General features: G+C 67.1%; 14 protein-coding genes, 1 other RNA gene and 1 pseudogene. 7 read left to right on the plus strand and 9 right to left on the minus strand.

The window, feature by feature from the left end; translation table 11 throughout:
• The first annotated feature begins 69 nt into the window (after positions 1 to 69).
• From C1706_RS06860 to C1706_RS06880, 5 genes and pseudogenes are all read left to right on the plus strand, one after another.
• A complete protein-coding gene (locus C1706_RS06860; protein ID WP_129458489.1) occupies positions 70 to 810 on the plus strand; it encodes a zinc ribbon domain-containing protein in 741 nt (246 codons plus the stop codon).
• Positions 807 to 2,243, plus strand: coding sequence for an RNB domain-containing ribonuclease (locus C1706_RS06865; protein ID WP_241653471.1), 1,437 nt, complete (start codon positions 807 to 809; stop codon positions 2,241 to 2,243). Before C1706_RS06860 ends, C1706_RS06865 begins: the two co-directional genes overlap by 4 nt.
• Positions 2,244 to 2,293: 50 nt before the next feature.
• A pseudogene (locus C1706_RS14970) lies at positions 2,294 to 2,524 on the plus strand (TMEM175 family protein); the annotation flags it as partial.
• A gap of 380 nt (positions 2,525 to 2,904) precedes the next feature.
• Positions 2,905 to 3,304: RNase P RNA component class A (gene rnpB / locus C1706_RS06875), an RNA gene on the plus strand.
• A gap of 70 nt (positions 3,305 to 3,374) precedes the next feature.
• Entirely contained in the window at positions 3,375 to 3,917 is a 543-nt protein-coding gene (locus tag C1706_RS06880) for a hypothetical protein (RefSeq protein WP_129458491.1), read from the plus strand.
• A 258-nt stretch (positions 3,918 to 4,175) separates the two neighbouring features.
• Here the strand turns inward: C1706_RS06880 and C1706_RS06885 are convergent, their stop codons facing one another.
• From C1706_RS06885 to C1706_RS06900, 4 genes are all read right to left on the minus strand, one after another.
• Entirely contained in the window at positions 4,176 to 5,123 is a 948-nt protein-coding gene (locus C1706_RS06885) for an amino acid ABC transporter permease (RefSeq protein WP_129458492.1), read from the minus strand.
• Positions 5,120 to 5,809 carry an amino acid ABC transporter permease gene (locus tag C1706_RS06890; RefSeq protein ID WP_129458493.1) on the minus strand — a complete coding sequence of 230 codons (690 nt, stop codon included), beginning with the start codon at positions 5,807 to 5,809 and terminating at the stop codon, positions 5,120 to 5,122. The genes C1706_RS06885 and C1706_RS06890 overlap by 4 nt, the downstream gene beginning before the upstream one ends.
• Before the next feature lie 69 nt (positions 5,810 to 5,878).
• A complete protein-coding gene (locus C1706_RS06895) occupies positions 5,879 to 6,706 on the minus strand; it encodes a glutamate ABC transporter substrate-binding protein (RefSeq protein ID WP_129458494.1) in 828 nt (275 codons plus the stop codon).
• 38 nt (positions 6,707 to 6,744) lie between these two features.
• Positions 6,745 to 7,518 carry an amino acid ABC transporter ATP-binding protein gene (locus C1706_RS06900; protein WP_164987469.1) on the minus strand — a complete coding sequence of 258 codons (774 nt, stop codon included), beginning with the start codon at positions 7,516 to 7,518 and terminating at the stop codon, positions 6,745 to 6,747.
• Positions 7,519 to 7,677: 159 nt separating this feature from the next.
• Here C1706_RS06900 and C1706_RS06905 point away from each other — a divergent pair, with 159 nt between their 5' ends.
• Positions 7,678 to 8,538 (plus strand): DUF6882 domain-containing protein, encoded by an 861-nt coding sequence (locus tag C1706_RS06905; protein ID WP_129458495.1) that lies wholly within the window; start codon positions 7,678 to 7,680, stop codon positions 8,536 to 8,538.
• Positions 8,539 to 8,548: 10 nt separating this feature from the next.
• Here the strand turns inward: C1706_RS06905 and C1706_RS06910 are convergent, their stop codons facing one another.
• The 3 genes from C1706_RS06910 to map all read right to left on the minus strand — a co-directional run bounded on the left by C1706_RS06910 (position 8,549) and on the right by map (position 11,147).
• On the minus strand, positions 8,549 to 9,796 hold the full coding sequence (locus C1706_RS06910) for an MFS transporter (RefSeq protein ID WP_129458496.1): 1,248 nt from the start codon (positions 9,794 to 9,796) through the stop codon (positions 8,549 to 8,551).
• The gene (locus tag C1706_RS06915) at positions 9,793 to 10,212 is read right to left on the minus strand and encodes a MarR family transcriptional regulator (protein WP_129458497.1); all 420 of its coding nucleotides are present in this window, start codon (positions 10,210 to 10,212) and stop codon (positions 9,793 to 9,795) included. The genes C1706_RS06910 and C1706_RS06915 overlap by 4 nt, the downstream gene beginning before the upstream one ends.
• An 80-nt stretch (positions 10,213 to 10,292) precedes the next feature.
• The gene (gene map / locus C1706_RS06920; RefSeq protein ID WP_129458686.1) at positions 10,293 to 11,147 is read right to left on the minus strand and encodes a type I methionyl aminopeptidase; all 855 of its coding nucleotides are present in this window, start codon (positions 11,145 to 11,147) and stop codon (positions 10,293 to 10,295) included.
• A gap of 53 nt (positions 11,148 to 11,200) precedes the next feature.
• On the opposite strand from map, the gene C1706_RS06925 reads away from it, so the two are divergent.
• Positions 11,201 to 11,434 (plus strand): hypothetical protein, encoded by a 234-nt coding sequence (locus C1706_RS06925; RefSeq protein ID WP_129458498.1) that lies wholly within the window; start codon positions 11,201 to 11,203, stop codon positions 11,432 to 11,434.
• Positions 11,435 to 11,452: 18 nt separating this feature from the next.
• Here the strand turns inward: C1706_RS06925 and C1706_RS06930 are convergent, their stop codons facing one another.
• Both C1706_RS06930 and C1706_RS06935 read right to left on the minus strand, forming a co-directional pair.
• Positions 11,453 to 12,202, minus strand: coding sequence for a hypothetical protein (locus tag C1706_RS06930; RefSeq protein ID WP_129458499.1), 750 nt, complete (start codon positions 12,200 to 12,202; stop codon positions 11,453 to 11,455).
• Positions 12,199 to 12,840: a SatD family protein gene (locus C1706_RS06935; RefSeq protein ID WP_129458500.1), complete on the minus strand. Its 642-nt coding sequence runs from the start codon at positions 12,838 to 12,840 to the stop codon at positions 12,199 to 12,201. The genes C1706_RS06930 and C1706_RS06935 overlap by 4 nt, the downstream gene beginning before the upstream one ends.
• Between the last annotated feature and the right edge of the window lie 44 nt (positions 12,841 to 12,884).

A 12,884-nucleotide genomic window follows, 5' to 3' on the forward strand; every position in this document is an offset into this window, starting at 1 on the left:
CAGGGGAGGACCGCCGCAGCCTTTCCCCCTGCGGTATCGTGCGACCGGCGAAACGGCTCAGGAGGACGCATGAAGGCACAACCCGCAGCGCAGCATCGGCTGCTTGATCTTCAGGCGACGGACACCGCGATCGCCCAACTGGACCATCGGCGGGCAACACTGCCCGAAACGGCGACGGCGCGCGCGCTGCAAGCCGACCGGGCCAAGGCCGCCGAGCGGGTCATCGCCGCCGACACGGTCGCCTCGGACGCCGACCTCGAACTCACCAAGGCTGAGCAGGATCTGGTCCCGGTGCGTGAGCGTCTCGCCCGCAACGAGGCCCGCGTCGCCGATGGCACGATGACCGATCCGAAGGCGCTGCAAAGCATGCTGGAGGAGATCACGCACCTCAAGCGCCGGATCAGTGAGCTAGAGGACGGCCAACTCGAAGCGATGGAGCGGGCCGAGGCGGCGCGCGAGAAGGCCAACCAGGTGCAGGCGGACAAGACGGAGATCGAGTCACGGATGCGGGCTGTGCTCGCGGAGCGGGAAACCAAGCTGGCGGACATCGCCGCCGAGCGTAAGGTCTTGGAGCGGGAGCACGACGTCGTCGCCGCCGGGATCCCGGCCGAACTGCTCGCGCTGTACGCCCGGATCGCCGAGAAGGCGGGCGTCGGGGCCGCGCTTCTGCAGCACGGGCGCTGCGGCGGCTGCCAACTGGAGGCCAACACCTCCGACATGAACCGCTACCGCGCCGCTGCGGCCGATGAGGTCCTGCGCTGCGAGGAATGCGGTCGGATCCTCGTTCGCACCGCCGAGTCGGGGCTGTGAGCCCCAGCGCGGTCTATTCCTCCGGGCGGACGGCCCCTGAGCCGTTGCGTCCCGGGTTGCGGCGATTGCGCGGTGAACTGAACGTCCCGGACGCCTTCCCGGCGTCCGTGGAGGCCGAAGCGGCGGCGTCCGCGCGCGACACCTCGCTGCCCGTGCGCGACGCCACCGACATCCCGCTGGTCACGATCGACCCGCCGGGTTCCACGGACCTGGATCAGGCCCTGTTCATCGCCCGTGAGGGCGAGGGCTATCGGGTGGTCTACGCGATCGCCGACCTGGAACGTTTCGTGACGCCCGGTAGTGCGCTGGACGCCGAAGTGCACGCGCGTGGGGTGACGCTGTACGCCCCCGACGGGCGCGTCCCGCTGCACCCCACGGTGCTGAGCGAAGGCGCTGCGTCGCTTCTGCCGGACGTAGAGCGCCCAGCACTGTTGTGGGAGCACACGCTGGACGCTGAGGGTCGTACCACGGCGTCCCGCGTCGAGCCTGCCCGCGTGCGTAGCCGCGCCCAGCTCAGCTACGAGCAAGTTCAGGCGTCCCTGGACGATGGCACCGCCGACGAGACGCTGATGCTGTTGCGCGAGGTCGGCCTCAAGCGGGAGGCACTGGAGCGCGACCGCGGTGGCGTCAGCTTGCAGATCCCGGAGCAAGAGGTCGAGGTCATCGACGGTCGCTGGGCGTTGCGTTTCCGGGCGACCCTACTTGTGGAGGGGTGGAACGCGCAGATTTCCTTGCTCACTGGCATGGCGGCGGCCGAACTGATGCTGCGTGGCGGTGTGGGGATCCTGCGGACACTGCCGCCCGCCCGCCCGGCGGATGTGGCCCGGCTGCGTCGCGTCGCGTCCGCGCTGGGTATCCGCTGGTCGGCGTCCCTCAGCTATCCGGAGTTCGTTCGCACGTTGGATCCGGCGTGTCCGCGCGACCTGGCAATGCTCAACGCCTGCACCACGCTGTTTCGGGGTGCGGGCTACGTCGCGTTCGACGGCGCTTCGCCGCAGCAACCGCTGCACGGGGCGATGAACGCGCCGTATGCCCACTGCACGGCGCCGCTGCGTCGGCTGGCGGACCGCTACGCCAACGCGGTGTGCGTCGCCCTCTCGGCCGGGGCCCCGGTCCCCGCGTGGGCACGATCGGGTCTGGCGGCGTTGCCGGGGGTCATGGGGAAAGCGACCCAGCGATCCAACGCCTATGAGCGCGGGATCCTCAGCCTGGTCGAGGCGCTCGTGCTGGACACGCGCCGCGATGAAGAGTTCGTGGGCACCGTGGTCGAGGTGAATGAGAAGTCCGGTCGGGCTGAGCTGCAACTGGCAGACCCGGCAGTGTCGGCGCCCATGGAGGGCGAACCGCACGTCTTGGGCGAGCAGGCCGCCGCGCGCCTGGTCGAGGCCGATCTCCTGACCGGCGCAGTCCTGTTTGCGCGGGAGTCTCAGTGAGCGGGGGAGGGGAGCGGGTTCCGCTGCTCCGCGCCAACGACGAGGCCCAGATGCAGGGGGACAAGGCCGCTTTGGAGCGGCTGGTTGCCTTCAGTGACGCCGTCGTCGCGATCGCGATCACCCTCATCGTGTTGCCGCTGGTGGATCACGCGATCGAGGCCGAGAATGCGACGGAGTTCTTTGCCGGGAACGTCGTCGGCCTGATCACAGCACTGCTGAGTTTCGTGATCGTCGGGGTGTTTTGGCGAGCCCACCACCTCGTCTTGGCGCAGGCCACGGGCTACACCCGCAACGTCATGCGGGTGGAGTTCCTGTGGCTTGCTTCGGTCGTTTTCTTGCCGGTGGCGACCGCGCTGGACTTTGCTGGACACGGTCCCGACGTCGTGGCGTTGGCGTCCTATTTCGGGACGCTGCTGGTGGCCAGCGTCTCGTTGCGCCTTCAGCGGGTGTTGCTGGAACACGCAGGGCTGATTCCGGTGGAGACCATCAGCTTCCTGGATCGCTGGCTGGGGAGCCTGCTGTTGGCTGTCGCCTTCGTCTTGGTGCTGCTGGTGCCCTCGGTGGGGGCAGCGTGGCTGCTCGTGCAACTCGTCGAGCCGGTCTCCCGGCGCATCTTCGGGCGGCGCATGGAGCGCCCCCGAAACGATAAGCTGGTAGAGGATGAGTCGGCCGGGTGATCGCGGCGCGTCAGCGTCGAGGAAAGTCCGGACTCCACAGGGCAAGGTGGTGGGTAACGCCCACCCGGGGTGACCCGCGGGACAGTGCCACAGAGAACAGACCGCCGCCCCCGCGAGGGGGAGGTAAGGGTGAAACGGTGGTGTAAGAGACCACCAGCGTCCTCGGTGACGGGGATGGCTCGGTAAACCCCACCTGGAGCAAGACCAAGAAGGGCTTCGGCCCGCGGATGCCGTTCGAGCGCTGCCCGTGCGAGGCATCCGGGTAGGTTGCACGGCATCGCCGGGGGTTCCCCGGTATACCGGAGGCCGTCGGCAACGGCGGTCACAGATGGATGATCACCGCCCGTTTGGGCACAGAATCCGGCTTACAGGCCGACTCGTCCCCACCCACTCCCGATGGCGGCAAAATGACGCCTCGGCTGCGCAATGCCGCCGCATAGGTCATCGTGGGGTCATGAACCGTGCACCCCTCATGGCTGCGGGAGCGGCGCTCCTGCTCGTCGGGTGCACTGCGGTGCCCGTGGGGCTGCCGATCAGCCCGACGCCGACCGCTACCGTGGCATCGGGCCGACCGTCGACCATCCCCGCGACGGAATCCGCTGGAGCGCAGCCTCCGCCAGCCGAGCAGACGCAACCCACTTTCGGATGCGAGAGCGTTCCTGAGCCTGCACGCAAGGCGGCCATCAAGGTGGCGGATAGCCGGGGATTTGCGGCGTCGGGACGGGCCGTCATGGTGCGGGGCGGGGTGACGTCCCAGGGGTTGCCGTGGCGAGTGATAGCGCTGGCTGGGAGCGCCCGCAAGGGCCACGAGGCGTCGGCCACCAACACGGTGCTGTGGTGGGGCCCCGCGGGCGGTAAGCCCGAGGTTCAGCAGGGGCACGCTCGGGGTCTCTTCGGCTGGCTGATTCCCGGTTGGACCGGTGACGCTACGGCTGGCTTCTCGGTCCCCTGGGGGGCGCAGGGGCAAGCAGCGGCGCTGGCCTGTCTCGGGAGGTAGACGGCGCTGACCTGTTTCGGGAGGTAGGGGAGTGAGCCGCGCCCCGTTCCTGTCGGCATGGGCAGTGCTCGTGCTGCTCGGGTGTACCGGCGGCCCGCAACCCACCCCGACCCTCACCGGCGCCCCCTGTCTGGAGGTGCCGATGCCGAGCGCGTCCGCGCCGGAATCGTTTACGCCGACGCGTCCACGCCGAAGACTTCTGTGCCCGGCATGGACGGACCGACGGGGTTGCCAGGGACGCGCTCGGCGGCGTTGGGCTCAACGCTCCCGTTGCTCGGGCGGGGGCATGATCGTGGCCGGAACCACAGGCTCGGACGCGACCGAGGGAACCATGCCGCCGGTGGCCGGGGCTGCGACGGCTCGCGGCCCGCGCCGCAACCGGTTCTGGATCCAACCTGCCAAACGGGTCAAAGCCGAGTTGACCAGGATGTACATGGTGGCCAAGACGATCATCGTCGGGATCAGGTTGCCGTACGCGGTCGACAGGTAGGTGCCCGAGCGCAGCAAGTCCAGGTAGGAGATCATCGAGCCGAGCGCGGAGTCCTTCAAAATGACCACCAGTTGGCTGACCATCGAAGGGAGCATCGCGGTGACGGCTTGCGGGAGCAGGATCGTCACCAAAGTGCGCAGCGGTGTCAGACCGATCGCCAGCCCGGCTTCGCGTTGACCATGAGGCAGGTTGTTCACGCCAGAGCGGATCAGTTCGGCGATGACGCAGGAGTTGTAGAGGGTCAAACCGACGACGACACCGAAGAAGGGCAGCGCCGCGCCGGTGATCTTGAGCAGGAACAGGCCCGCATAGTAGGCGAAGAGCATCATCATCAAGACGGGGACGGCGCGGAAGAACTCGACGAACGCGCCGCAGGCCCACCGGACCCACCGAATCTGGACGAGGCGCCCGATCCCCAGCAGCAACCCGAAGAACAGGGACGCCACCACGGCAGTGACGGCCGCGAGCAAGGTGCCCCACAGGCCGGGCAGCAAGTAGGAGGTCCAGGTCTGCGGCTGCAGGAACGGGAGCCACTTCTCGGGGGCCCATTGATTGTTGGGCGTCCGGCCGACCGGAGCGGGGAAGTCCGCCAACCGCAGCACGAGCCACACCAGGAGGGCGGCCACGACGAGACCGCCAGCGATGGCGATAAGGCGATACCGGGCGCGGGCCTTCGGGCCGGGCGCGTCGAACAGGACGGAGGCTTCCGCGCTCATCGTTGCACCGCCAATCGGTTGGACAGCCACGTGAACAGCAGCCCGATGGGAAGGGTGAGGATCACGAAGGCCGAGGCCATCACGAAGAAGATCAGGTAGAGGTACTGCGGGGAGAACTCGATCATGTTCTTCATCTGGAAGGCCAACTCGGCGACGCCGATCGTTGCGGCGACCGTCGTGTTCTTCGTCAAGGCGATGAGGGTGTTCCCCAAGGGGGCGACAGCGCCGCGCATCGCCTGAGGCAAGACCACGTAGCGCAACGTGGAGGCGAACCCGAGCCCGATGGAGCGAGCGGCTTCTGCCTGCCCTTGGGGCACCGTGTTGATGCCGCTGCGGATGGCTTCGGCGACGAAGGACGCATGGTAGAACGCGAGCGCCACGATGGCCCAGCGGACGCCATTGTCGGTGATCGACGTCGGCGAGTTCGGATCGGACAACGTGATACCCAGCGTGAACGACAGACCGAGCAGGCAAAAGGCGACGATCAGCGTCAGGGGGGTGTTGCGGAACACGGTCACGTAGGCCGTGCCGAACTTCTGCAGGACGGCGACCGGGGAAACCCGGCAGATCGCGATCACCAAGCCGATGACGAGCGCACCAAGGGCCCCCAGGAGTGAGAGTTGAATGGTGAGCCAGAACGCGCCGAGGACGTCGTAGCGGGTGAAGAGTTCGACGAACCCTGTCATGGGCTCACCTCCTTCCAAGAACGAGTGGGGTGAGGTGGCCGACGCGAGGCGCGCCGGCCACCTGGATGATCAGGAGCAGGCGTCAGCCTTGGGCGGGTTCACCGCAGCGTCCGGGGTGAACCCCGAAGCACCCACGGTCGAATCGAGAGCCTTCTGCCAGGAGCCGTCTTGGACCATCTTGGACAGGGCGCCGTTGATCTTGGTGCACAACTCGGTGTCACCCTTCTTGATGCCGACGCCGTAGCGCTCCTGCGTGAAGGGCTTGCCGACGACCTTGAGCTTGCCCACATACTGCGGCTGCGAGGCGAAGCCCGCCAAGATCACGTTGTCGGTGGTCACCGCGTCGATGGAGCCGGTTGAGAGGGCCTCCACGCACTTGGAGTAGGTGTCGAGTTCCTGCAACTGCACCTGGCCAGCGAACTGGTCTTTGACCTTCTGCGCCGAGGTGGAACCGGTCACCGAGCACAGCTTCTTGCCGTTGAGCGACTCCGGGCCAGTGATGTCGGTGTTGTCGGCGCGCACGAGGAGATCCTGCCCGGCCACGAAGTAGGGGCCAGCGAAGGAGACCCGCTGCTTGCGCGCATCGGTGATCGAGTACGTCGCCACAACCATCTTCACTTGCTCGGATTCCAGCAGCGTCTCGCGCTGAGCCGACGGCGCCTCCTTGAAATCGACCTGGGTGTAGCCGAGATCCTTGGCGATGTACTTTGCGACCTCGACATCGAAGCCCTGGTACGCCTCGCCGACCTTCAGGCCCAGGCCGGGCTGATCGAACTTGATGCCGATAGTGATCTTGGAGGAGTCGCTGGCTCCTGGGGTCGATGAACAGGCCGTGAGGCCAGCAAGCAGGACGAGGGCCGCAGAGGCCGCCGCCCATACCTTGACGTTCTTCTTCATCTGTCTTCCTTTCGGATGCATGAAACGGAGGAGGTGGATCAGTGGGACAAGATCTTGCTGAGGAAATCCTGTGCGCGGGTCGTCGTGGGGTTCGTGAAGAACTCGGCGGGCGTGTTCTCTTCCACGATCTGCCCGTCAGCCATGAAGACGACGCGATCGGCGGCCTTGCGGGCGAAGCCCATCTCGTGCGTGACGACGACCATGGTCATGCCGCCTCGAGCCAGAGTGACCATCACGTCGAGAACCTCATTGACCATCTCGGGGTCGAGAGCGGAGGTGGGCTCGTCGAACAAGATCACTTTGGGATCCATGGCGAGTGCTCGCGCGATGGCGACACGTTGTTGCTGTCCGCCGGAGAGTTGGGCGGGGTACTTGTCGGCCTGGTTGGCGACGCCCACGCGCTCCAAGAGTTCCATCGCCCGAGTACGGGCCTGCGCGGCGGGAACCTTGCGCACCTTGGTGGGGCCGAGGGTGATGTTCTCCAGGACCGTCTTGTGGGCAAAAAGGTTGAACGACTGGAACACCATTCCTACATCGGCGCGCAGGTTGGCGAGCGCACGGCCCTCCTCCGGCAGGGGGACACCGTCGATCGTGATCGTCCCCGAACCGATGGGTTCGAGTCGGTTGATCGCCCGGCACAGCGTCGACTTGCCCGAACCTGACGGGCCAAGAATGACGACCACCTCACCCTTGTGGATGGTGAGGTCGATGTCGCGCAGGACGTGCAGTGACCCGAAGTGCTTGTTCACGGAGGTGAGTACCACCAGGGGTTCACCCGACAGGCCTGCGGGGTTCGGCTCGGCTTCGGTCATAGGGGCGACGCTAGCGGCCTCAGGCTTACGGGTCTGTGAACTCGTGTTACAAGAGCGTCACGAAAATGTGGGTTTGGTTCTGGTTTCGTGCGCTAGAAGGCGACCTTTGCCGCCCGTTACGCTGGTGCGAAGTCGGCCACCCCTCCCGAAAGGCGCGCCATGTCACACCCTCATCTTGACCCGACGTCCGTCCGGAACCCCTCGCTGTCGCTGTCGCTGGATCCGGACGCTGCGAAGCTCCCGCAACTCATCGATAACGTGGTCATCCTCGCCTTCGAGGCGCAAAAGGCGTTCATCGAACGGTTCGGCGGGTTACCCCAGTGGGGCGTTGATCTCGATGCGCAACTCCTGTGGTTGGAAGGCGAGCAGGGGCGTGCCGAGTTCGTGCCGTTCTTCCTCGGTACGGCGGCGGAAGGGTCCGACACGTGGATGTGGGGATGGAACAACATCAACGGGTTCTCCGCCTCCGTGGTGGGAATCGCCAATGACGTCTTGGCCTTCGGCGAGCACTTCGCGGAGCAGGCCCTCACCGTGGCGCAGCAACCGCTGGATGCCGCCAACCGCGTGGCGCAAGGGCTGCCCGCTTTGCAGCCCGATGTTTCGCTCGTGCGGGTGTGCGTCCTTGCAGCCCAAGCTCTGTCCGGAATCGCCGCGCCTGTGTGGTACGTCGCGAAAGCGGCCCCGGGCTCGGATGCGTGGTTCCTGCTGTCGAATCCTGCCCAGTTCGCCCTGCCCCCGGCCACATTCCTGCCCACCTTGGCCGCTTTGACCGATGCCCTCGCGGTGGGAGCCATCACGCACGGTGCCGCAGCCCTGGCTGGCTACGCGTCGCGTCGGGAGGGTGTCGCGTTGATCGAGGAGGGCCCGAACCTCGTCCTGCGGCTCACCGACGGTGACATCCGCGTGACGCTCGATGACCGCGGCCGGATCACGCGGATGAACGGGACGGCGGGTGCGTCGGCGCCACAGCCGCCCGCCGAGTCGCGCCCAGGGCTCCTGAGGCGGATGTTCGGGCGCTGACCGCGTCCGCTCACACCGTCTCGGCCGGACGCAGGCCCAGACGGTGGAAAGCGTACGAGCAGCCCGCAGCGGCAGCCAGGCAGATTCCGCCGGACACCATCAGCGCGGCGGGGGCCCCATAGCTATCGGTGACCCATCCGGTGAAGAGGGACCCCAACGGCGTGGTGCCCATCATGACGACGAAGTACAGGCTCATGACGCGGCCACGGACGGCGGGGTCGGCCTCGATCTGCACCGACGCGTTGGCCATCGTGTTGAACGACACGCCTGCCAGGCCGGCGATCACGAGCACGACCATGAACGCGGGGAGCCAGCCGATGAGACTCAAGACGATCAACCCGGCGGCGAAACTGGCCGACATGGTGATCATGCGCGCCGGCGTCACGCTCTCCCGACGTGCAGTCAGGATGGCGCCGAGGACCGACCCGACGGCCATCATCGAGTTCAGGATGCCGTAGAGGGCCGAACCGCCGTCGAACACCTTCGCGGCATACGCCGTGAGGATGATGGGGAAGTTGAAGCCGAACGTCCCAATGAAGAACACCAAGATGATGGTGACCAAGATGCGAGGATGCCCGGCGACGTAGGACAGGCCTTCGCGGAAGGCTCGCGCCCCCCGCCCCGTGCGGGGCACCTCCTCAAACCCGGACGAGTCGAGGGTGGCGAGCGCATAGAGCATGGGCAGGAAGCTGAGCGCATTGAAGAGGAACGCCCACGCCACCCCCGCGGACGCGATGAGCAGCCCGGCCACGGCGGGCCCCGACAGCCGTGCGAGGTTGAAGTTGCCGGAGTTGAGCGCGACCGCGTTCGGCAGGAGCCGTGGGGGCACCATGACGCCGACGAAGCTTTGCCTGGCGGGGTTGTCGAGCGCGGTCACGATGCCGAACAGCAAGGCAATGATGTAGACCCACTCGACGGTCACGAAGTTGAGGAAGGTTACTGTCGCGAGGAGCCCAGCCAGCAGCATCATGGCCATTTGGGTGAGCAGCAGGATCCTGCGCTGGGGGTAGCGATCGGCCAGGACGCCGCCGTAGAGGCCGAGCACGAGCATGGGGCCGAACTGCATGGCCATGGTGATGCCCACGGCCAGGCCTGAACCGGTCAGGGTGTAGACGAGCCAGTCCTGGGCGATGCGCTGCATCCAGGTGCCGTTGTTGGAGACGAGCGCGCCAATGAAGTAGTGCCGGTAGTTGCGGACCGACAGCGAAGCGAAGACGGGCAGGTACCCTTGGGCGGGTTCTTGGCGGGTCGAGGTCATGTCGTGGCGAGTTTCTGGAGTGCGGGGATCGCGTGGCTGAGGGCCTCGCGCTCCTCTTCGGTCAGGGTGTCGATGCGGCTTGCGAGCCACGTCGAGCGTTGCCGGACGGTCGCGGCGAGATAGTCGGCGCCGGTGGGGTCGAGGTGAACGATCGTCGAACGACGATCGTCGGGGTTGGGCTGTTTGGTGACCATGCCCATCTCGACCAAACGGTCGACGATGCGGGTCATGGTCGGGGGGCGCACATGCTCGGCGCAGGCGAGGGCCTGAAGGGTCGTGGGCCCTTCGCGGCGCAGAAGCCCCAGGACGGCAATGCCTGTGGCGGACAGCGGGCGGGCCGTGGGCGCCTCATTGCGGAGCCGGCGCGCCAGGCGTGACACCGCAGCCCGGAGGGCGTCTACCTGATTTGCATCCATGTATCCCCAGGCTAGAACGTTAGTTAGCCTAAGTAAATAGTTGCGCGGTGTTGCTCTCCCCGAGGGCGAGCCGAGGAGCGTCAGGCGAACTCCGGCGGGGGAGAGGTCAGGATCTCTGCGCCCGTCTCCGTCACCACGATGGTGTGCTCCCACTGCGCCACGCGTGAGCCGTCGTTGGTCGAGACGGTCCACTCGTCGTCCCACACGTGACTGCTGGGGTTACCCAGGGCCAGCATCGGCTCGACGGTGAAGGTCATGCCTGGTTCCATCACGTCGCGGTAGGCCTCGCTGTCGTAGTGGAGGATCACCAGCCCGGAATGGAAGGCGCTGTGCACCCCGTGGCCGGTGTACTCACGCACGACGCCATAGCCGAACCGCTTGGCGTACGCCTCGATCACCCGCCCGATCACGTTGGTCTGCCGGCCCGGCTTGACCGCACGGATGCCGCGCAGCATGGCCTCCTTCGTGCGCTCCATCAGCAGGCGCGACTCCTCGTCGAGTTCGCCACAGCCGAAGGTGGCGCAGTTGTCGCCGTGGACGCCGTTCTTGAAGGCGGTCACATCCAGCTTGACCAGGTCGCCGTCCTCCAACGGGCGCGCGTCGGGGATGCCGTGGCAGATGACCTCGTTGACCGACGTGCAGATCGACTTGGGGAAAGCCCGATACCCCAGGGTGCTCGGGTAAGCCCCGTGGTCGAGCATGTACTCGTGCGCGATGGCGTCCAACTGATCGGTCGTCACGCCCGGAGCGATGGCCTTCGCCGCCTCGTACAGTGCGTCGGAGGCGATCCGGCTCGACTCGCGCATCAGCTCAATGGTCTCCGCCGATTGCACGTGCGAACCGGTGTACCGGTCGGGGGCGGGGCGGTCCACGTACGAGGGGCGCGGGATCGAGGCGGGAACGTGCCGCCGGGGGGACTGCGGGTAGGGCATCATGGGTGTCACCCGCCGATCATAGTTCCCGGCGATAGAGCCCTCAGGAGGTCACCATGTCGACTGAACAGTGGTACTACTGCCTCGTTCATCACGATGTTGAGCCCGCCGAAGGGTGCAAGGCCATCGAGCGCCTCGGCCCTTACCCCACCCGCGAGGAGGCTGCGCAAGCGCTGCGGCTGGCCCAGGAGCGCAACGAGGAGTGGGACAACGATCCTCGGTTCAACGACGACGAAGACGAGCCGGACAAGGACGACGGCGGCTCGGCGTTCGACGCGCTCAAGCCCTAAAGCAGGCCGACGGTAGCATCAGGTCAGCAGGACGACCGAGGCGAGGGCGACGAGCAGGCTGGCGAAGGTGCCGACCAGGAAGTACTCGGTGACCTCGTCGACGGCCCGAGGCTCCTGACGCGCTGCGGCCTGGAGTTCGGGAAAGCGCAAGATCCCCTTCGCGGCTACCACGACAGCCGCCGCCTCGATGTGTCCGGCGGCCCCGAAGCCGATGATCAGCAGGCGTTCCATCGGCCCCAGCAGACGTCCGCCGCGCAGAGTCTCTGAGGCGGGGCCTTGCCCCGACGATGCCACCAGCCGAGGCGGGTGAGCGTCCACTGCGACCAGGGCCAACCGGACGACGCGGTTCGCGGTGGAGAGGTTCGTCACCACGACGGCAGCGAGCATCAGCGCTTGGCCGGGGGTCCGGTTTGCCAGGGCAGGGACGTCCACCCACGAGAGCCATGCTGCGAAAGGCCCCCCAACCGGTGATGCGTAGCCCGACCCGGCCAGCAGGGCAGCAGCGGGGATGGCAAGCGTGGCGAGGGTGCGCCGCGCCTGGACGGGGCTGGACTCGGCATGGGTGGCCATCAGCGACCACAGGCAGGTCGCCACGAAGATGACACCCACGGCAATGAGATCGGGAAGCGTGAGCAGGGCCGCCAGCCCGGCCACCGCGGCGGTCGCCGCCACGGCTGCTAGCAGGCCCATGCGTCGCCAAGCTGGCCTGGTCGAGGCGAGCAGATCGCTGAGGCCGACGCACAGCAGGAGCAGGGACAGCCAACTCATGCGACCTCCTCGAGGTGGGTCATCGCTTCCGCGAGAATAGCGAGCCGCCCCCGCGCCACGCGCTGACTGACCGCCGAGGGGCTGATCTGTAGGCGTGTGGCCATCACGGCCTGCGAGGTTCCGGCACGGAGACCGGCGAGGATGACGACATCCTGATCGTCCAGGCCGAACAGGGCGGCATCGGTCAGGGCCACGGCGGCACGCAGGGATGCCGTGGGGGGCTCGTGACCCTCGGCGGCGGCCACCCCGGTGCGCAAGGCCCGGTGTGCGCCATGGGCGGCTTCTTCGACGGCCTCGATGGCGGAACGCGCGGCCCACCAGGCCGATCCATCTTGAACATTGGTCTCGGCGTCGATGATCTGGACCGACCCGATGCCGAGGCCGAAGCGAGCCTGGGCGGGGTGTAGGGCGGCGCGCAGGGTGAAGGTGGCGGCCAGCGCTGCTCCCACGCTCGCGAAGACGCCCTGAAACTCGTCGCCAGCAGTCACGCGCAAGGGATCAAGGATCTGGGGACCGGCGTTGGCCGATCGGATCGCCTGCAGCAAGTGCCGGTGGAGCGCACTGCGATCGGGGGCCTCGCGAGACGCAACGAGATCCCCGAGGAGCGCAACGCAAGCTGTGGGCTTCATCAAGGGCATATGAAGAGTTTAGCTTCATTTGTGACGGAGTGTCGTAACCGTGG

It is taken from the genome of Propioniciclava flava (assembly GCF_004126535.1).
Classification (GTDB): Bacteria; Actinomycetota; Actinomycetes; order Propionibacteriales; family Propionibacteriaceae; genus Propioniciclava; species Propioniciclava flava.